This window comes from Syntrophales bacterium (assembly GCA_023228425.1).
Lineage (GTDB): Bacteria > Desulfobacterota > Syntrophia > Syntrophales > UBA2210 > MLS-D.
In genome coordinates this window covers 47,518-66,863 of sequence record JALOBE010000010.1, presented here as the reverse complement: position 1 = coordinate 66,863, position 19,346 = coordinate 47,518, and the positions used below count along the sequence as shown (strand labels likewise).

At 56.1% G+C, this 19,346-nt stretch carries 20 protein-coding genes; all 20 read left to right on the top strand.

The features are described from left to right. The first annotated feature begins 183 nt into the window (after positions 1 to 183). On the top strand, positions 184 to 1,410 hold the full coding sequence (locus tag M0Q23_05525) for an OFA family MFS transporter (protein ID MCK9528096.1): 1,227 nt from the start codon (positions 184 to 186) through the stop codon (positions 1,408 to 1,410). A gap of 122 nt (positions 1,411 to 1,532) precedes the next feature. Next, positions 1,533 to 1,862, top strand: a complete 330-nt coding sequence (locus M0Q23_05520) for a hypothetical protein (GenBank protein MCK9528095.1) — start codon at positions 1,533 to 1,535, stop codon at positions 1,860 to 1,862. A 151-nt stretch (positions 1,863 to 2,013) separates the two neighbouring features. Then, positions 2,014 to 3,021, top strand: coding sequence for a tryptophan--tRNA ligase (trpS, locus tag M0Q23_05515; GenBank protein ID MCK9528094.1), 1,008 nt, complete (start codon positions 2,014 to 2,016; stop codon positions 3,019 to 3,021). 237 nt (positions 3,022 to 3,258) lie between these two features. Next, on the top strand, positions 3,259 to 3,996 hold the full coding sequence (locus tag M0Q23_05510; protein MCK9528093.1) for a segregation/condensation protein A: 738 nt from the start codon (positions 3,259 to 3,261) through the stop codon (positions 3,994 to 3,996). Then, positions 3,993 to 4,529, top strand: a complete 537-nt coding sequence (gene scpB, locus M0Q23_05505; protein ID MCK9528092.1) for an SMC-Scp complex subunit ScpB — start codon at positions 3,993 to 3,995, stop codon at positions 4,527 to 4,529. The genes M0Q23_05510 and scpB overlap by 4 nt, the downstream gene beginning before the upstream one ends. Then, positions 4,522 to 5,235, top strand: a complete 714-nt coding sequence (locus M0Q23_05500; protein MCK9528091.1) for an rRNA pseudouridine synthase — start codon at positions 4,522 to 4,524, stop codon at positions 5,233 to 5,235. Before scpB ends, M0Q23_05500 begins: the two co-directional genes overlap by 8 nt. 174 nt (positions 5,236 to 5,409) lie before the next feature. Continuing rightward, positions 5,410 to 5,691, top strand: a complete 282-nt coding sequence (locus tag M0Q23_05495) for an integration host factor subunit beta (protein MCK9528090.1) — start codon at positions 5,410 to 5,412, stop codon at positions 5,689 to 5,691. Between the two features lie 263 nt (positions 5,692 to 5,954). Continuing rightward, complete coding sequence (locus M0Q23_05490; protein MCK9528089.1) at positions 5,955 to 8,183, top strand: PAS domain S-box protein; 2,229 nt, start codon at positions 5,955 to 5,957, stop codon at positions 8,181 to 8,183. Then, complete coding sequence (miaB, locus tag M0Q23_05485; protein MCK9528088.1) at positions 8,180 to 9,532, top strand: tRNA (N6-isopentenyl adenosine(37)-C2)-methylthiotransferase MiaB; 1,353 nt, start codon at positions 8,180 to 8,182, stop codon at positions 9,530 to 9,532. The genes M0Q23_05490 and miaB overlap by 4 nt, the downstream gene beginning before the upstream one ends. Beyond that, on the top strand, positions 9,523 to 10,023 hold the full coding sequence (locus M0Q23_05480) for a bifunctional nuclease family protein (GenBank protein ID MCK9528087.1): 501 nt from the start codon (positions 9,523 to 9,525) through the stop codon (positions 10,021 to 10,023). Before miaB ends, M0Q23_05480 begins: the two co-directional genes overlap by 10 nt. A 1-nt stretch (position 10,024) precedes the next feature. Next, positions 10,025 to 10,357 (top strand): hypothetical protein, encoded by a 333-nt coding sequence (locus tag M0Q23_05475; GenBank protein MCK9528086.1) that lies wholly within the window; start codon positions 10,025 to 10,027, stop codon positions 10,355 to 10,357. 35 nt (positions 10,358 to 10,392) lie between these two features. After that, a complete protein-coding gene (locus M0Q23_05470; protein ID MCK9528085.1) occupies positions 10,393 to 11,286 on the top strand; it encodes a tyrosine recombinase XerC in 894 nt (297 codons plus the stop codon). A gap of 6 nt (positions 11,287 to 11,292) precedes the next feature. After that, positions 11,293 to 11,853 carry an ATP-dependent protease subunit HslV gene (hslV, locus tag M0Q23_05465; GenBank protein ID MCK9528084.1) on the top strand — a complete coding sequence of 187 codons (561 nt, stop codon included), beginning with the start codon at positions 11,293 to 11,295 and terminating at the stop codon, positions 11,851 to 11,853. A gap of 31 nt (positions 11,854 to 11,884) precedes the next feature. After that, entirely contained in the window at positions 11,885 to 13,282 is a 1,398-nt protein-coding gene (hslU, locus tag M0Q23_05460; GenBank protein MCK9528083.1) for an ATP-dependent protease ATPase subunit HslU, read from the top strand. Between the two features lie 181 nt (positions 13,283 to 13,463). Further along, positions 13,464 to 14,366 (top strand): acetylglutamate kinase, encoded by a 903-nt coding sequence (gene argB, locus M0Q23_05455; GenBank protein ID MCK9528082.1) that lies wholly within the window; start codon positions 13,464 to 13,466, stop codon positions 14,364 to 14,366. Positions 14,367 to 14,375: 9 nt separating this feature from the next. Next, positions 14,376 to 15,566, top strand: coding sequence for an acetylornithine transaminase (locus tag M0Q23_05450; protein ID MCK9528081.1), 1,191 nt, complete (start codon positions 14,376 to 14,378; stop codon positions 15,564 to 15,566). Further along, positions 15,563 to 16,486: an ornithine carbamoyltransferase gene (argF, locus tag M0Q23_05445; GenBank protein MCK9528080.1), complete on the top strand. Its 924-nt coding sequence runs from the start codon at positions 15,563 to 15,565 to the stop codon at positions 16,484 to 16,486. Before M0Q23_05450 ends, argF begins: the two co-directional genes overlap by 4 nt. Next, entirely contained in the window at positions 16,483 to 17,703 is a 1,221-nt protein-coding gene (locus tag M0Q23_05440) for an argininosuccinate synthase (GenBank protein ID MCK9528079.1), read from the top strand. The genes argF and M0Q23_05440 overlap by 4 nt, the downstream gene beginning before the upstream one ends. Beyond that, complete coding sequence (argH, locus tag M0Q23_05435) at positions 17,703 to 19,103, top strand: argininosuccinate lyase (protein ID MCK9528078.1); 1,401 nt, start codon at positions 17,703 to 17,705, stop codon at positions 19,101 to 19,103. The genes M0Q23_05440 and argH overlap by 1 nt, the downstream gene beginning before the upstream one ends. Further along, positions 19,084 to 19,326 (top strand): hypothetical protein, encoded by a 243-nt coding sequence (locus M0Q23_05430; protein MCK9528077.1) that lies wholly within the window; start codon positions 19,084 to 19,086, stop codon positions 19,324 to 19,326. The genes argH and M0Q23_05430 overlap by 20 nt, the downstream gene beginning before the upstream one ends. Positions 19,327 to 19,346 lie beyond the last annotated feature (20 nt).

Sequence of the window (19,346 nt, the reverse complement as noted above, 5' to 3'; positions counted from 1 at the left end):
TCGACGGTACAGATAGATTTCCCGTCGTTGCGCTCTTCGAAACGACACAATTCAGATTTTTTATCAGGTTGCTTTCCGGATGAAGGAATCTTCCGTGAGTCCCTGAAATTGCGTGGAATTGCGTTGACAAAGTAATGACCATTGGTTAAGGTGCTATAAATTTGCTGAGGGAGGTCAAGAATCGTGAGCGATACGAAAGTTTTCGGCATGCCGGCGGAATCGGGACGCTGGCTGTTTGTTGTTCTGGGCTTCATCATCAATATCTGCCTCGGAAGTGTTTACGCTTACAGCGTGTTCCGCGGCCCTGTTCAGAAGTTGCTGGACGCCTCAGCCACGGCGGCGGGTATGCCTTTCATGGTGTTTCTGGCTCTTTTCGCCATCATGGTGTTCGTGGGCGGCCAGATCATTGCCAGGATGGGGCCCCGTAATCTCGGTATTCTCGGAGGCATCATCGTCGGTGTGGGCTGGATGCTGTCCAGCAAGGCCACGAGCATGACCATGCTTACCGTGACCTATGGTATCATCGGCGGCGGCGGCGTCGGGCTTGCCTACGGCGTCCCCCTGGCCTGTGTGGGCCGCTGGTTTCCCGACAAGCGTGGACTCGCCCTCGGTCTTACCCTTGCCGGCTTCGGAGGATCCCCGTTTATTTCAGCAAACGTCGCGTCATCGCTTATCGCCAGTTCCGGTCCCATGCAGACCTTTTTCATCATGGGACTGGTCTTTCTGATTATCATGTGCATTCTTTTCATCCCCTTTCGCTATCCCGCCGAAGGCTGGGCGCCGGCAGGCTGGAAGGCCGCGTCAGTTACGGTCGGGGCCAGCATGAACATGGGCGAAATGGTAAAAACAAAAACCTTTTATGGGCTTTTCCTCTGTTACACCATCGGTTCTCTCGCGGGCCTTATGGCCATCGGGATATCCAGCTCCGTCGCCCAGGAAATCATTCTGATCCCGGCAGCTACAGCGGCCATCCTCGTGGGGGTCTTCGCTATTTTCAACGGTGCCGGCCGTCCCATTTTCGGGGTGTTGACGGACAAACTTTCTCCGAAGGGCGCTGCTATCATTTCTTTCATCATCATACTGGTCGCGTCACTGGGCATGCTTGTTGCCGGTGAAGGCAGTGTTGTACTCTACGTTATCTGTTTCATCGGATTCTGGCTCACTCTGGGCGGGTGGCTTGCCATCGCTCCCACAGCGACGACTACATTTTTCGGAGTTGCCAATTACGCGAAGAACTATGGTATCGTGTTTCTTGCCTACGGCCTGGGAGCCATCCTGGGCGGCATCATCGCCGGTCAGGCGAAGGACACCTTCGGATCCTTCACCGTTGCCTTCTACCCCACGGCAGGCCTGGCGGTTCTCGGCATCATACTTGCCCTCCTCATGCTTTCACCCCCGAAGAAGCAATAGTACCGGCAGCATATTTTTTGACGGGAAGCGCCGACCCATTTTATAAGGGCCGGCGCCTTTCTTTGAGTGTCCGTTACGAGTGGCATGGGTGAAGCGCCCAAAGCCCTCCGGGTTTGAAATAAATGCGGTTCTGTGCAACACTGTCCACCGGTATCATCGTCTACGGGAAGGATCGGGATCGCCTCGACGGATCCATTGACCTGCCTTCCGCCGGGATTGTGTCGGCAATGAAAGGAAACCCTGTCATGTCACGAACCAGGTCCATCGTCGTATTGGTTATACTGATCCTGTTCGGCATCATCCTCCTGCAGAACGCGGAGGAAACTTCCCTGAAGCTCCTCTTCTGGAACATCAGTATGTCGCGGATTATTTTCTTTCCCCTCCTCTTTGTGTCAGGACTTGTTGTGGGCTTCATCCTGGGCAGGGTCAGACGTTCACGGCACAGGAGATGAGGGGCACCAGCCAGGGATACCGCCCTTAGATTCCCAGTTTATTCTGATAGTTATGTTTGAACAGCCCTGTTGACTTCTTCCGCCCCTTCTGCTATAGATGCGCTCGTTCCGTCCACAGTGAACGGGACAAACCGGCCGGGGGACGACACTCGTGAAGATAAAAAGAATAGTAAGCGGCATGCGCCCTACAGGGAAACTGCACCTTGGGAATTTCCATGGAGCTTTGCACAACTGGGTAAATCTTCAGAACCGTCAGAATCATGAATGCTTCTATTTTGTTGCTGACTGGCACGCCCTTACCAGCGACTACAAAGACACGTCGGAGATAAACGGTTTCACCATCGACATGGTTATAGACTGGCTCAGCGCCGGTCTCGATCCCGCCGGGAGCACCCTGTTTTTGCAGTCCGGCGTTAAGGAACACGCGGAACTCTTCCTCATTCTTTCCATGATTACCCCCCTGGCCTGGCTGGAGCGCAACCCCACGTACAAGGAGATGAGAGAGGAGCTGACCGACCGGGATCTCTCCACGGCGGGGTTCCTGTCCTATCCGGTACTGCAGGCGGCTGACATCATCATGTACAAGGCCGATGGTGTTCCCGTGGGCGTGGATCAACTTCCCCATATAGAATTGACCCGTGAAATAGCCCGGCGCTTCAATTTTCTCTTTCGGGAAGTTTTCACCGTACCGGATCCGCTTCTTACGGATGTGCCCAGGCTTCTGGGCCTGGACGGGCGGAAAATGAGCAAATCCTATAATAATTCCATATATCTCAGGGATCGCGGCAGAGATCTTTCCGGGAAAGTGCTCTCCATGTTCACCGATCCGGAGCGCAAGACAAAGCGCGACCCCGGAAGGCCTCATCTCTGCAACGTTTTTGCCTTCCACGGCATGTACTCCGCGCCGGAAGAGGTGTATCAGATTTCTGAAGACTGTAAAAAGGCGGTCATCGGTTGTGTGGAATGCAAAGAGCGGCTGGCGAAGGCCATTGCCGAAGGCATGGCTTCCATCCACGAGACACAGGATTATTATCTGAAAAATATCGATGAAGTGCGGGATATCCTGGCGCAGGGGACATCCCGGGCGCGAAGCATCGCCCGCACCACCATGGACGAGACCAGAGATGCCCTGAAACTCTACCGCATCGACGGTATGTGAGTGCCGGCGATCCCGGAGCCGCAACGAGCGCGGAGAACTTCACCGCGGATCCCGGAAAAACGTTTTCACACAGATCATTCCGTCGTCCCGGGATAGCCGGATCGGCCGACCCGGATGAGATACTTCACCCTTCCGTCATTTCCGCGGGGGCCGATATGCGGAGAAGGAGAGGCGTCTGCCGGGACCGCGCGAGTCGTCCCGCCGGCGCGTTCGGCCTGCGGAGGGATTTCAGGAGCCATGGATTACAGGATAAAGCTCGATATATTCGAAGGTCCCCTCGATCTCCTGCTCTATCTCATCAGAAAGCACGAGATCGATATTTATGATATTCCCATCTCCCTGATTACCGAGCAGTACATCAGCCACATCGATGCCATGAAATCCCTGAATCTCGACCTGGCCGGGGAATACCTCGTTCTGGCGGCCACGCTGCTTCACATCAAGTCCCGCATGCTCCTTCCCGTTCAGGAAGTTGAAGGCGAGGAAGAGGAAGATCCCCGGGCCGCTCTCGTTCGACAGCTCCTGGAATACCAGGCCTTCAGGGAAGCGGCCCTCGATCTTGGCGGCATGAAGCTTCTCGGCCGGGACACCTTCACCAGGAATGAACGTGATGTCGATATCGGGGACTGCGGGGACCGCTCCCTTCGTGAGATAGGCGTCTTTGAACTGGTGGAGGCTTTTCAGCGGGTCGCGGCTTCAATGGGTGGTGATTTCAGCCTGGAAGTAAACGTGGAAACCATGTCCCTGTCACAGAGAATAAGTGAGGTGCTCGAAGCGCTCCGGGAACACAAAACACTTACCTTCGAAGAGCTGTTGGCGCCGGCGCGGGGCAAGCGGCAGCTCATCTACACGTTTCTCGCTCTGCTGGAACTGATGAAGATGCGTGTGGCCAGGGCTTTTCAGGGGGCACCCTACGAAACGATACGCATATGCTTGGCGGTGGAAACTGAAGCGCGGGAGGGTAGTGCATCATGAAGGATCTGGAGAGCATTGTCGAGTCCCTCATTTTTGTGTCCGAGACCCCTCTTTCCACCAAAAAGCTCCAGGAGCTTCTCGATGATGCTTCTGAACAGGATATCCACGCGGCCCTGCTGGAATTGAAGGACCGGTATGCTCCCGGCCGGGGCGGTCTCTATCTGGCCGAGGTTGCCGGCGGATTCCAGTTCAGAACAGCCGATGTGGCGGCACCCTGGATACAGAAACTGAGAGGAGGCCGGCCGGCCATGCTGAGCCGGGCGGCCATGGAGACGCTGGCTGTTGTTGCCTATCGCCAGCCCGTATTGAAGGGGGAGATCGAACAGGTCAGGGGAGTCGACGTCAGTACAGCCCTTCGGGGTCTGCTGGAGAAAAACCTGGTCCGCATCGTCGGCAGGAAGGATGTCCCGGGCAAACCGATCATGTACGGGACCACGAAACGGTTTCTGGAGGTGTTCAATCTCAGGGACCTGTCGGAGTTGCCCACGCTGAGGGAAATGAAGGAACTCGAGGAGTCGGAGCCCCGTGCGTGAACGTCTGCAGAAAATAATCGCTTCAGCCGGGATTGCTTCCCGACGTGCCGCCGAAACGCTCATTCGGGAGGGCCATGTCTCCGTCAACGATGAGGTGGTTACCGAAATGGGATACAGGGCGGACCCGTTCCGGGATGTCATCCGGGTCCGAGGAGTCCGCATAACAAGCGATCCCGTGAAGGTCTACCTGGCGGTCCACAAACCGGCGGGGTACCTGACTGCCATGAGCGATCCCCGGGGCAGAAAAATTGTGGCCGATCTGGTCAGTGATTTTTCCGAGCGGCTTGTTCCTGTCGGACGGCTGGATTACGCTTCCGAAGGATTGCTTATCATGACCAATGACGGGGATTTTTCCTACCGGGTCCAGCATCCGAAGTTCAACATTCCCAAGACCTATCTCGTCAAGGTGAAGGGCTCCGTCAAAGCGGCGGCCTTCGCGGCCATCCAGGGGGGAACGCGGCTTGACGACGGCTATTTCAAGCCCGATGAGGCAAGCATAGAAAAGGTGAACAGACGGAGTACCTGGCTCCGCTTTACCATTCACAGCGGAAGAAACAGGATTGTGCGCCGGTATTTCGAGACCCTTGGATTCCAGGTAACGCGCCTGATCCGTACGGCCATCGGCGAGATGGACCTTGGAACACTGAAGCCGGGGGCGTTCCGGCACCTGAAAGCATCGGAGATCAGACAATTCATGCCGGAGTGAATCACAGCGATGATTCTGGAAAAATATCTTGACTTTTCAGGATAAAATAAATAATAGCTAGCGCTAACGGGTTGCACCGGACCAGGATTATTAAAATAGTGGTGGTCCCGTAAAAGTAGAAAAACGTCCGCTGGAGTGATTGTACCCGATACAACATCGTGAAGAGGGGGCTATATGAACAAGTCAGAACTGATATCTGCGTTGAGCAAAAAAGAAGGCCTCACGGAAAAGCAGGCTTCGGATACGGTTAACCTGATTTTCAAGAGTTTCAATGAGGAGCTTCGAAAGGGCGAACGAATCGAAATACGGGGATTCGGAAGTTTCGTCGTCCGGGAATATGGAGCATACACCGGCCGAAACCCGAAAACCGGAGGAGTCATTCAAGTGGCTCCCAAAAAGCTTCCTTTCTTCAAGGTGGGAAAAGATCTGAAAGAACGAGTCAATTCAGAGAAGTAAACCACTTATTTCCAGCCAGAACAAGTGAAGGGCAGAATCTGCAGGGGGGCACGGCCCCCTTTTCTATTTGCGGCACAGGGCGCGGTGCGGCATCAGGCAGGGACCGCGAAGTCTTCGGGTATATTTTGCTTGACCCGATCCCTATAAGTAAGGAATATTTGGTGGCGGGCCGCCAACAGATCGAAACATGAAAAGGCAAGCGGCGTACTGTCGGAAGTGACCGGGCGGCAGGTTGCAGAGGTACGGAAAAAGAGATAACCACCATGGCGAAAAAGAGAGCACCTCGAGCCGAAGGGGAACACAAGGATCAACCGGAAAGCCTTCCGCGGCGAGAACCCGGAGGCCGGCGTGAGCATGATAACCTGTACGAGGCCCTTGCAAGGAGTTCCCAGGCCGGAGTCTACATAGTTCAGAAGAGAAAATTCCAGTTCGTCAACCCCTATATCGTGAACTATTCGGGCTACGGGGAAGACGAATGGATCGGCCGGGATGTATGTCGATTTCTCCATCCTGAAGACATCGAAAAAACGATGGAAAATGCCCGCGCCATGCTGAAGGGCAAACGCCGGTCGCCCTATGAATATCGCTTCGTGAGTAAAAGCGGTGAAATACGCTGGATCATGGAGAACATCATTTCCATTACCTTCCGGGGTGAGCGGGCGGCGCTCGGAAACACCATGGACATAACGGAGGAGAAGGAAGCGAAGGCACGGCTGGTTGAAGCGGAAAAGCTCTACCGCAGTCTCGCCAACCACAGCCAGACGGGGATCTTCGTGGTCCAGGACGGGAAAATCAGATTTGCCAATCCCCACCTGATGGCATACACGGGATGCGATTCCGCCGATGATCTCATCGGCAGGAAACTGAGCGATTTCGTTCACCCCGATGACCGTAAGATCGTTGCAAAATACGCGAAGCAAATGGTGAAAGGTGAGCGGTCATATCCCTACGAATACCGTATCGTGAGCAAGAAGGGAATCGTCCGGTGGGTCCTCGAGACAGTCGCTTCCATCGACTATCGTGGTGAGCCGGCGATCCTGGGAAGCACCATAGACATCACCCAACTCGTGGAAATGAAAGAACATCTCATGGAGGTTCAGGCCCTGGAATCGACACTGCTGGCCGCCATTCCCCATGCCGTTATCGGCCTTGAGAACCGTCGGATCATCTTCGCCAACGATTCGGTGAAAAACGTTTTCGGCTGGGAGCCGGGCGATATGATCGGTCAGGAGACGCGGATTCTTTATCGCTCCGACGATGAATGGCGTACCATCGGAGAAAGGTTCTACACGACGCTCGAGCATACCAAGATTTACGGACAGCCCTTTCCCTGTCGCAAAAAAGATGGCACCGACATCGAATGCATGGTCAGCTCCGCCCGTTTCGGAGACGTGCTGAAGGACCGGCGGATCGTCGTTATCTACGAGGACATCACGGAACAGAGACGCTCCGAGCGGGCTCTCCGGGAAAGCGAAGAAAGATATGCCGCACTGGTCGAACAGGCCATGGATGGCATTATCATCGTCCAGGACGAGATCTGCCTTTTTGTCAATCGCGCCATGGCGGCCATGATGGGATACGATGTCCGGGATCTGACCGGGCGTCCTTTTGCAGACCTCTTTGCGGAAGGGGACCGTGATATGGTCATACGGCTTCATCGCCGTCGAATGGCGGGTGAGGAGGCGATGTCGCTTTACGAAGGCCGCCTGCTCTGCAAGGACGGTTCCATAAAAGACGCGGAAATCGCGGTGGGTGTCATACGCATCGAGGGGAAACGGGCCGAGATGGGTTATGTACGGGATATCACTTTCAGAAAACGAGCCCAGGAAGAAATAAAACGTACCGTGGAGCGCCTGAAAAAACGCCTCGAAGAGACCGTGAGCGCCCTCGCGTCCATCGCCGAGAAACGTGATCCCTATACGGCGGGACATCAGCAGCGCGTGGCGGAGCTTGCCGGCGCAATCGCCAGGGAAATGGGGCTTGACGAGGACCAGGTGGAAGGGACCATCGTGGCGGCGACGCTCCACGATATCGGGAAGATATACGAGCCCTCGGAAATCCTCAGTAAGCCCGACGTTCTCACGGACATCGAGTTTCTGATGATGAAGGTGCACCCCGAGATCGGGTACGATATCCTGAAAAACATCGATTTCCCCTGGCCCGTCGCGCGGATCGTCCGCCAGCATCACGAACGGATCGACGGGAGCGGGTACCCCGATGGTCTGACCGGTACGGATATCCTCATCGAGGCCCGGATTATCGCCGTCGCCGACGTGGTAGAAGCCATGGCGTCCCACCGTCCTTACCGTTCAGCTCTGGGAATCGAATCGGCACTCAAGGAAATCAGATCGAAAGCAGGCATTGCCTACGACCGGGATGTCGTGAACGCCTGTGTCAGGCTCTTTAAAAAAAAGGGATTCACTTTCAGCAAGAGTGCGGAGGAGAAGCTGACCCAGAGAATGCGGGCAGGCCAGGGAGACCTTTTGTCGTGAGTGAGTCACTGCTGTGCTACCTGCACACATTCGGGTGCCAGATGAATGTCCGGGACTCGGAAAAAGCGGCTCTCCTCATGGAACAGGCGGGCTACAGCGTCACGAATGATCTCGAGGCGGCGGATGTCATCATCGTCAACACCTGCAGCGTCCGGGCAAAGGCGGAACAAAAGGCCCACAGTTTTATCGGAAGAGTGCGCCGTCTCAAGGCGGATAAACCCGGTCTCGTGCTGGGTGTCACCGGATGCCTGGCCCAGCAGTGGGGAAGCCGTTTTTTCACCCGGTTTCACCATGTGGACTTTGTCTGCGGCACACACGCCATGGACCGCATCCCTGCCATGGCGACGGCGGTGCGGGGGGGGTGCGGCCGACAGGAAGACACGGCATTCAGGGATGAACCGGGAGCACTGGACATTCGCGCGCACCATGCAGCAGGCGCTCTCAGCGCCTTTGTCACCGTCATGCAGGGGTGCGACAACTTCTGCGCCTACTGTATTGTCCCCCATGTGCGCGGTCGCGAGCGAAGCCGCCGCCCCGGAGACATACTCAAGGAGGTTGCCGACCTTGCCGCAGCCGGCGTCAAGGAAGTGACGCTTCTGGGTCAGAACGTCAACTCCTATGGAAAGGGGCTTGAAGAATCCGTTACATTCCCGTTGCTTCTGGCGCGGGTAGCGGATATTGACGGAATCGAGCGCGTACGGTTTACAACATCCCATCCCAAGGATCTCTCGGACGAACTCGTGGCGGCGCTTGCCGACCTGAAACCGCTCTGCGAACATATTCATCTGCCTCTTCAGTCCGGGTCGACGGAGATCCTCAGACGCATGAAGCGGGGATACACCGCCGAGGAATACGGCGAAAAAATAAGCGTCCTGCGCGACCGGATTCCATCAGTGAGCATCACCACCGACATCATCGTTGGATTCCCGGGGGAGAGCGACGGGGATTTTGAAAAAACTATTGACCTTATGCGGAAAGTGCGGTTTGATAATGCCTTTTCATTCAAATACTCCGATCGTCCCGGCACAGCCGCCGAACGATATGACGGTGCCGTTGGGGAAGATGTCAAAAAGCAACGCCTGGCAACACTGCAGAAACTCCAGGCCCGGCACACCCTTGAGAAAAACCGTGCACTCGAAGGAACCGTCGAAGAGGTCCTCGTTGAAGGTCCCGGCAAGGGGAGTCCTCTGGACATGGCGGGACGAACCCGAAGCAACAGAATCGTCAATTTCAGCGGGGACGGTTTTTTGAGGGGACAAACCGTCCCCGTGAAGATTGTCAGGGGCTATGCTCATTCCCTGAGAGGCGAGATGATCAACAAGGAAGCGGAGAGTCAACCATGCTTGTAGAAATGAAAGTCTTCGGGCTTGCCATCGATCCCGTAGCAGGAGCGCCCATCGTGATATTGAAAGACCGGGATGGAAAGCGTGCCGTGCCCATCTGGATAGGGATTTTCGAGGCAAGCGCCATTGCCACACAGCTGGAAAAAATAGATCTTTCCAGACCCATGACTCACGATCTGCTGCTCAATGCCATCACCTCGCTCAGAGCCAGGATCACCAGGATCGTGATCAACGACTTGAAAAATAACACCTTTTTTGCCACGATTCACCTGGAGCAGAATGGAGCTGAACTTCTCATCGATTCCAGGCCCAGCGACGCCATCGCAGTGGCTCTCAGGGCGTCGGCACCCATTTTTGTCGATGAAACGGTGGTCGAGAAATCGATGGATGTACACTTTACCAAGCAGACCGGCGATCTGAAGAAGTACACCAAGGAAGAACTGAGGGAGTTCCTGGAAAATCTGGCCCCGGAAGATTTCGGAAAATACAAGATGTAAAATGACGCGCCTGGTGGTCGTTTGGGCGGAGAAGCCACGGATTGACGCTGACGACACGTCCCGTGAAGTATGTGGTCATGGAGAGCCCCTGCGGTACAGGGACATGAAAGAAGAAATTCGCAGGCTTTACCTGAAAACAGGTGACCAGGTCATGCACAGGCGCTACCCCCAGTGGGGATTCGGCGTGGTCATCGAGGAATGGAATTCAGGCGTCGTGGGCGGAATGTCCTACGTGAGGATTATCTTCAGGGACGGACAGACGAGAGTATTCGACAATAATTTCGCCAATGAATGCTGTTGCTACTATGCGGGGCTGCGCCGCTGTGAGGATTGATGATCCACCTGTGAAGAGAGCGGGCTGAGGGGTCAGTGGAACATTCAATAAACAACTTCGCGCGTTATCTGGGAACGGAAAAGAATCTTTCCATCCACACCCAGCGCAACTACCTGGCCGACATAAGGCAATTCCAGGCCTTCGCGCTTAAGCGCGGAATCACCGCCGTTGATGAGATCGGACGGGACGTCATCGGGGCCTTCATGACCGGCCTGTATATGAAAAAGGTGAAAAAAGTCACCATATCCCGGAAACTTTCCAGTCTGAGATCCTTTTTCAGATATCTCATGCGGGAAGGGAGGATCGGATTCAACCCGGCCCAGTTGGTTCAGACGCCGAAGGCCGAAAAACACCTCCCGGCATACCTGTCCGTTGACGAGGTTTTCAGCCTGCTGGATCAGCAGATTGTCGGTGTTCCTGCGTTTCCGCGGGATCGGGCGATATTGGAAACACTGTATTCAACGGGTATGCGCGTGGGGGAACTGGCTGACCTCAACGTGGGTGACGCCGACCTTGAGTCGTCGCTGGTAAAAGTGCGGGGCAAGGGGAAGAAGGAGCGCATCGTGCCCCTTGGACGGAAAGCTGTTCAGGCTCTCGGCGCTTACCTCGACGAACGCTTTTCCGCGCGTACCGATCGGGAAGCACCGCTCTTTGTCAACGCCCGGAATGGACGGCTTACGACCAGGAGCATTGCTCGGGTTGTCGACGCGTACGTGAAGGCCGTCGGGATCAGAAAGAAGATCAGTCCTCATGCGCTGCGCCACAGCTTTGCGACCCACATGATGGACGCCGGAAGTGATTTGCGTTCGATCCAGGAGCTTCTGGGCCATGAGAGTCTTTCCACGACACAGAAATATACAGCCATGAGCATGGCGAAACTAATTGAAGTCTATGACAAGAGCCACCCGCGGGCTCGAAAGGAACGATGAAAATCCATGCGGATTCGGGGCACTACTATCCTTGCAGTGAGGCACCGGGGTAAAGTCGTAGTGGCCGGCGACGGCCAGGTTACCCTTGATACAACCATTCTGAAACACGGCGCGAGAAAAGTGAGGAGACTCTTTGACGACAAGGTGATAGTAGGCTTTGCCGGCGCCACGGCCGATGCCTTTACCCTCTTTGACCGGTTCGACCAGAAGCTGGAGCAGTACAACGGAAATCTGCTCCGGTCTGCAGTGGAACTGACCAAGGATTGGAGGACGGACCGGGCCCTGCGTCACCTCGAAGCCCTCATGATTGCCGTGAATCGCGACAACGCGCTTCTGATCTCCGGCACCGGGGACGTTGTTGAGTCCGATGACAATATCCTCGGCATCGGATCGGGCGGGCCCTATGCCATTGCCGCGGCTCGCGCCATGGTGCGCCACGGTGATCTGGATGCCGCCACGATTGCCCGGGAGGCCATGAAAATAGCGGCGGAACTGTGCATTTACACCAACGATTCCATTCTCATCGAGGAACTGTCCGTCAATGATGAAGATGAACAGACATCATGAGCTACGGCAATCGGCAGACGACGGAGATTCTATGACATCAACCAGATTAACGCCCCGGGAGATAGTCTCGGAACTCGACAAGTACATCATCGGACAGCATAACGCCAAGAGGGCCGTCGCCATCGCGTTGCGCAACCGCTGGCGACGCCAGCAGGTTCCTGAAGAGTTGCGCGATGAGATTGCTCCCAAAAATATCATCATGATCGGTCCTACCGGTGTTGGAAAGACGGAAATTGCCCGAAGGCTGGCAAAACTGGACAATTCGCCCTTTCTCAAGATAGAGGCGTCAAAGTTCACCGAGGTCGGGTACGTGGGCCGGGACGTGGAATCCATGATTCGTGACCTGGTCGAACTGTCGGTCAATATGGTCAAATCGGAGGAGCAGGAAAATGTGAAGTCCAAGGCCATGGACATCGCGGAGGAGCGCATCCTCGACATTCTGCTGCCCCGCAAGCGTTCCAACAGCAGCACCGTTCCCCCGGGAGGCCCGGAGCTTATCGAAATGGAGAATCCTGAGGGAGACGCGGACAAAGGGGTATTTCAGTATGACAGCACCCGGGAGAAACTCCGCAGGCTCCTGCGGCAGGGCCATCTGGACGAACGGGTTGTCGATATTGAAGTACGTGAAGGCAGAACCGGACCCATGATCGAGATTTTTTCATCTTCCGGCGTGGAAGACATGGGACTTAATATCAAGGAAATGTTCGGCAACCTCTTTCCTCAAAACAAGAAAAAGCGGAAAGCAAAGGTTTCCGAGGCTCTCATCCTTCTCGCGGAGGAAGAGGCCCAGAAGCTGGTGGACATGGATGTGGTGACCCGCACTGCCATAGAACGGGTGGAACAGTCGGGTATTATTTTTCTTGATGAGATCGACAAGATCGTGGGGAGTGACGCCGTCCAGGGCCCCGATGTGTCCCGTGAGGGCGTTCAGCGCGACCTGCTCCCCATCGTTGAAGGATCCACTGTCAATACCAAGTACGGTATGGTCAGGACGGACCACATCCTCTTTATCGCCGCCGGCGCCTTCAGCTTCACAAAGCCCTCGGACCTGATCCCGGAGCTGCAGGGACGGTTTCCCATTCGGGTTGAACTGGATTCACTCGGTAAGGATGAGTTCATCAGGATACTGACAGAGCCCCATAACGCTCTGGTCAAGCAATACGTGGAAATGCTGGCGACAGAGGGAGTAGAATTGACGTTTCTGGGCGAGGCAGTTGCCGAGATCGCCGAAATGGCCGCCCTGGTCAACGAACGGACGGAAAATATCGGTGCCCGGCGGCTCTATACGATCATGGAAACGCTTCTGGACGATGTTTCCTTTAACGCGCCGGACCTGGCGGAAAAGATACTGACCATTACCGCCGACTATGTGAGCGAGCGGCTGTCGGGCATCATAGAGGACGAAGACCTGAGCAGATATGTACTGTAAAATCAATCAAAGGGTGATGACTTCGTACAATGATACCGGAGGCATGCCTCCGGCATTATAACCGGATGTTTGATTGCGCCACATCCTTCGTCACCGCGACGTACCCCGGGATGTGCGCGCCGTGTCGCAAGGCACTTTTTTTACTGAGCTGGCGACAATACTATCACCTTCGCGAGGTCCTATGGATACGGTAGTGAAAAGTCCCGCGGAGCGAGCAGACATCCTGCTCGAGGTGCTTCCCTACATCAGGCGCTTTTACGGGAAGAGCATCGTTATAAAATACGGCGGCCATGCCATGGTGGACGAAGATCTCAAAAAGAAATTCGCCCTCGACGTGGTACTGCTCAAATACATCGGTGTAAACCCCGTTATCGTACACGGAGGCGGCCCCCAGATCGGCCGGGTTCTCAAAAAGTTTGGCATAGAATCCAAATTCGTCCAGGGCATGCGCGTTACGGACCGTGAGACCATGGACATCGTGGAAATGGTCCTGGCGGGGAAGGTGAACAAGGAAATCGTGGGGCTCATCAATCACAACGGTGGAAAGGCCGTGGGTCTCAGCGGCAAGGACGGAAACCTCATACAGGCGGAAAAATATTGTCTCAGCGATGAAAAAGCCAAGGATTCTCCGCCGGAGATCATAGACATCGGTCTGGTGGGCCGGGTGACGGATCTCAACGCGAACCTTATCCTTTCCCTCGTCAACGGCGGCTTCATTCCCGTCATTGCCCCTACCGGGGTGGGTGAAAGCGGCGAGACTTACAATATCAACGCTGACGTGGTAGCCGGCGAGGTGGCTGCAGCCATCAGCGCTGAAAAACTGGTTCTTTTGACCGACGTGCCGGGCGTTCTCGACGATGACGGTGAACTGATACCGTCGTTGGGAGAACGGGAAGCCGGGGACCTGATTCTTCAGGGCGTCATAAGCGGCGGTATGTATCCCAAGATAAAGTGCTGCCTCAAATCTCTCCGGGAAGGTGTCGGCAAGGCCCACATCATCGACGGGCGCCTCAGCCACGCCGTTCTCCTGGAAATGTTTACCGACCGAGGCATTGGAACGGAAGTCATCAGGGAAGGAGGGTGACGGAGACCTATGAACTCTAAGGAATGGATGGAAGTCGCCGACCGGTGCGTCATGAACACCTACGCCCGGGTCCCCGTGGTACTGGTGCGTGGAAAGGGCGCACGCCTCTGGGACGCGGACGGTAAGGAATATCTCGATTTTCTGGCGGGCATCTCCGTCTGCGGTCTTGGTCACTCCCATCCGGCGGTCTCGGCCGCCATAGCGCGGCAGGCGGAAACCCTGATGCACGTATCCAACATATTTCACATTGAACACCAGATCCGCCTGGCCAGGATGCTTACGGAGCTCTCCTTTGCCGACAAGGCCTTCTTCTGCAACAGCGGCGCCGAGGCGAACGAAGCGGCCATCAAGCTTGCCCGCAGGTATTCCTATGAAAAAACCGGAGGAAAGCGCTTCGAAATCATCACGATGATCAATTCCTTTCACGGCAGAACCCTGGCCACAGTTGCGGCTACGGGGCAGGAACGCATCCGGCAGGGCTATGACCCCCTTCCAGCCGGGTTCCGCCATGTTGCCTTTAATGACGCGGCGGCACTGGAGGCGGCCATTTCCGACGAGACCTGTGCAGTCATGCTGGAACCTATCCAGGCCGAAGGCGGCATTCGTGTCCCCGCCCCCGGCTACCTGCGACAGGTACGGGATATCTGCGACAGTCACGGCCTCCTTCTTATCTACGATGAGGTGCAGGTGGGCATGGGACGCACGGGGACCCTCTTCGCCTATGAGGAAAGCGGCGTCGAGCCGGACATCATGACCCTGGCGAAGGCGTTGGGAAGCGGGTTTCCCGTGGGGGCGATGCTTGCTCGCGACGAAGTAGCTTCAGCCTTTGTTCCCGGGAGCCACGCCTCCACCTTCGGCGGCAATCCCCTGGCCATGGCGGCGGCACTGGCAACACTGGAGACGATGATCGCGGAAGGTGTCGTGGAAAACGCCCGAACCGTGGGGGATTATTTTCTGGATCGCCTGCGGCAGCTGGCGGAGAACCATGACATTATCACGGGCATCAGGGGCCGGGGTCTCATGGTGGGGCTGGAGCTCTCAATCGAGGGCGCCCCCTGTGTCATGAAGGCCCTGGAGCAGGGACTCCTGATGAACTGCACGGCCGGCACGGTCCTCCGCTTCGTTCCGCCCCTGATCATAACCCGGAGTGATGTGGATGAAGCGGTGGGGATTCTCGACTCCCTGTTGGGGCAGGTATGAAAAGAGATTTCCTTACACTTTACGGCATGGACAGGGGTGAGTTCGACAGAATCATGGAGCAGTCCGCCCTTCTGAAATCCCGGTTGCGGGCAGGCCTCAGCCACCGGCCCCTGGAGGGGAAGACACTGGGAATGATTTTCGACAAGTCGTCCACCCGTACACGCCTGTCTTTTGAAGTGGGAATGTTCCAGTTGGGAGGCCTGGCAACTTTCCTCAGCCGCAGAGACATACAACTCGGCCGGGGTGAGTCCGTGGCTGACACGGCGCGGATCATGTCCTGCTATGTTGACGCTGTGATGATCCGTACCTTTGATCATGAAATCGTGGAGGAATTCGCCCGCAACTCAACGATTCCCGTCATCAACGGGCTTACGGATCTGCTTCACCCCTGCCAGATCGCCAGCGATCTGTTCACGATCATCGAGATATTCGGCTCCTACGAAGATGTAACAGTGGCCTACGTAGGGGACGGCAACAACATTGCCAATTCCTGGCTTAACGTGGCGGCCATACTTCCCTTCCGGCTGGCCCTGGCCTGTCCCGAAGGCTACGATCCCGATCCTTCCATCTTCAAACGGGCGCGGCGGGAATCGACCCGGGGTGTAGAACTTTACCGGTCGCCCCGGGAGGCGGTTCAGGGTGCCCAGGTGGTCTATACCGACGTGTGGACGAGCATGGGACAGGAAAGCGAGAAAAAAACCAGGGCAGAGATCTTCCGGCCCTTTCAGATCAACAAAACAATTCTCAGGAACGCCCGCCGTGATGCCGTTGTCATGCACTGCCTGCCGGCGAATCGAGGTGAAGAAATCACCGATGACGTTCTCGACGGAAAGCAGTCGGTGGTGACCGTCCAGGCCGAAAACCGGCTTCACGTCCAGAAAGCGATCCTGGAAATGCTTATGGGAGGAGAAGACCATTGAAAGACAGGGTAGAAAAAGTAGTGCTTGCCTATTCGGGCGGCCTCGACACTTCCGTCATCGTACGGTGGCTTATAGACGTTTTTGATTGCCGGGTGATTGCCTTCGCGGCGGACCTGGGACAGAAGGAAGAGCTTCGGGGGCTCGAGAAAAAGGCCCTCGATACCGGGGCGAGCAAAATTTACATCGATGATCTTCAGGAAGAATTCGTCCGGGATTTCGTCTTCCCGGCCCTCCGTGCCAATGCCGTTTATGAAGGATCCTATCTGCTGGGAACGTCACTGGCGAGACCCCTCATAGCAAAACGGCAGATCGAAATCGCCGAAAAAGAGCGGGCCGATGCTGTAAGCCACGGTTCCACAGGAAAAGGAAATGACCAGGTCCGCTTCGAGATGACCTACCTGGCATTGAACCCGACCATCCGGATTATTTCCCCCTGGAAAGACGACCGGTGGACACTCCGTTCCCGGGAAGCCATGATGGACTATGCCGGGAAGCACGGGATTCCCGTAAGTATTACCCGGGAAAAGCCTTACAGCGAGGACCGCAACCTGCTCCACATTTCCCATGAGGGAGGAATCCTGGAAGATCTCTGGGCGGAAGTTCCCGAGGAGGTCTTCGTTCTCACCACGTCGCCGGAGAAAGCGCCGGACAAGCCCGTCTACGTGGAGATCGACTTCGAAGGGGGAAACCCCGTTGCCGTGAACGGGAAGAAGATGAGTCCGGCGAAGCTCCTCGACGCTTTGAACATCCTGGCCGGCGCCAACGGAGTGGGCCGGGTCGACATGGTGGAAAACCGCTTCGTGGGCATGAAGTCCCGGGGCATCTACGAGACTCCCGGAGGAACAGTCCTCTGGTGCGCGCACCGTGCCCTGGAGTCCATTACAATGGACCGTGAGGTGATGCTTATCCGTGATTCGCTCATTCCCAAATACGCCCAGCTGGTATACAACGGCTTCTGGTACGCCCCTGAAAGGGAGCTGTTGCAGAAACTTATAGATGAATCGCAGGCAACCGTATCGGGACGGGTTCGAATCAAGCTCTACAAAGGCAACTGCACCTCCGTGGGACTTAAGTCTCCCCACTCCCTTTACAGTGAAGCCTTTGCCACCTTCGAGGAAGACGAAGTATACGACCAGAAAGACGCCACGGGATTCATCCGGCTGAACGCCCTGCGAATGCGGATCAGGGCACTCAACAGAAAAAAACGGCGCCCATGATGACTAAGAGCAAGCCCGGACCGGGAGCCAAACCCTGGGGAGGACGATTCAAGGAGGCCACCGACAGTAATGTTGAAGCATTCACGACGTCGATCCACTTCGATCGCCGCCTCTTCCGGTATGACATAGAGGGAAGTATCGCCCACGCGATGATGCTGGCCCGCCGGAAGATCATCACCGATGACGAGTGCAGGGAAATAGTGGCGGGCCTCGAGGCCATTCTCAACGAAATGGAGGCGGGAACCTTTGTTTTTAAACCCGAACGTGAGGACATTCACATGGCCGTGGAGGCGGCCCTGATTGAACGGATCGGAGAGGCCGGGGAAAAACTTCATACAGGGCGCAGCAGGAACGATCAGGTGGCACTGGATATGCGGCTTTACCTGCGGGATGAGATCGGATCCGTCACGGATCTGCTGGGGCGCCTGAATCAGACCCTTCTCGTCCGGGCCAAGGAAGAAATCGACACGGTCATGCCGGGATATACCCACATGCAGAAGGCCCAGCCCGTGCTTCTTTCACACTACCTGCTGGCCTACCGGGAAATGTTCGCCCGTGATGATGAACGGTTCCGGTCCTGCCTCGGGCGGGTCAATGTCATGCCCCTGGGGTCCGCGGCGCTCGCGGGAACAAGCATTCCCATCGATCGCCATTTCGTCGCCCAGCAGTTGGGGTTTCCCGCGATCACTGCAAACAGCATGGACGCCGTTTCAGACCGTGACGGTGCGGCGGAATTCCTCTTCGCCGCGGCGTTGACCATGACGCACCTGAGCCGGTTTTGCGAAGATCTGATATTCTGGTCCTCGGACCACGTGGGTTTCGTTGAAATGGCCGATTCCTATACTACCGGCAGCAGCATCATGCCCCAGAAAAAAAATCCCGATGTGGCGGAACTGGTTCGGGGAAAAACAGGACGCGTCGTGGGGAACCTGGTGGCACTGCTCACGGTCCTCAAAGGTCTGCCCATGACCTACAACCGTGACCTCCAGGAAGACAAGGAACCTCTCTTCGATACGGCGGACACCCTGAAGTCGTCGCTGGCGGTCTTCGAGGGTCTTCTGGCAACGCTGGTCTTCAGAAGAGACAGGATGTTCGAGGAGGCAGGGGGAGGGTACAGCACGGCTACCGACGTGGCCGAGTATCTCGTTACTCAGGGCGTCCCGTTCAGGAAGGCCCACAACATCGTGGGGAGACTTGTGGGATACTGTCTTGAAAACAAAAAAGAATTTCATGATCTGACCCTGGATGAAATCAGTATGTTCCATGATCCGGTGGATGATGCCATCCTTGGTTATTTTTCAGCCCGAAAGTCGCCCGACCGAAGGTCGACACCGGGGGGCACGGCCCGCGAAGCCGTGCTTCAGAGAATCAGGGAAATCGGTGAAGATAATGAGACATGACCTGCTTCTGAAAATGGGATGCCTGCTCTGTGCCGCGATTCTGCTCGCGGCGGTCGCGGGATGCGGGAAAAAGGGAGACCCCCGTCCTCAGGCTCCGGTGACAACCATGAAAACCAGTGCTTGTGATCATGCAGGCGAAAACGTGAATAAAGCGGCGTCGGCAGGTACTGCCTGTGTTCCGCCGGACACCGGCGGCAGGGTCGACAAATGCGGAACCGGCTGAAGCGCTGACCGCCGGACCAC

Coding starts and splice junctions, on each gene's coding strand:
- M0Q23_05475 (MCK9528086.1), top strand. CDS start 10,025: ATGACGCGCCTGGTGGTCGTTTGGGCGGAGAAGCCACGGATTGACGCT.
- hslV (MCK9528084.1), top strand. CDS start 11,293: ATGCGGATTCGGGGCACTACTATCCTTGCAGTGAGGCACCGGGGTAAA.
- argH (MCK9528078.1), top strand. CDS start 17,703: ATGACTAAGAGCAAGCCCGGACCGGGAGCCAAACCCTGGGGAGGACGA.
- argB (MCK9528082.1), top strand. CDS start 13,464: ATGGATACGGTAGTGAAAAGTCCCGCGGAGCGAGCAGACATCCTGCTC.
- argF (MCK9528080.1), top strand. CDS start 15,563: ATGAAAAGAGATTTCCTTACACTTTACGGCATGGACAGGGGTGAGTTC.
- M0Q23_05480 (MCK9528087.1), top strand. CDS start 9,523: ATGCTTGTAGAAATGAAAGTCTTCGGGCTTGCCATCGATCCCGTAGCA.
- M0Q23_05510 (MCK9528093.1), top strand. CDS start 3,259: ATGGATTACAGGATAAAGCTCGATATATTCGAAGGTCCCCTCGATCTC.
- M0Q23_05450 (MCK9528081.1), top strand. CDS start 14,376: ATGAACTCTAAGGAATGGATGGAAGTCGCCGACCGGTGCGTCATGAAC.
- M0Q23_05495 (MCK9528090.1), top strand. CDS start 5,410: ATGAACAAGTCAGAACTGATATCTGCGTTGAGCAAAAAAGAAGGCCTC.
- scpB (MCK9528092.1), top strand. CDS start 3,993: ATGAAGGATCTGGAGAGCATTGTCGAGTCCCTCATTTTTGTGTCCGAG.
- hslU (MCK9528083.1), top strand. CDS start 11,885: ATGACATCAACCAGATTAACGCCCCGGGAGATAGTCTCGGAACTCGAC.
- M0Q23_05520 (MCK9528095.1), top strand. CDS start 1,533: ATGCGGTTCTGTGCAACACTGTCCACCGGTATCATCGTCTACGGGAAG.
- M0Q23_05490 (MCK9528089.1), top strand. CDS start 5,955: ATGGCGAAAAAGAGAGCACCTCGAGCCGAAGGGGAACACAAGGATCAA.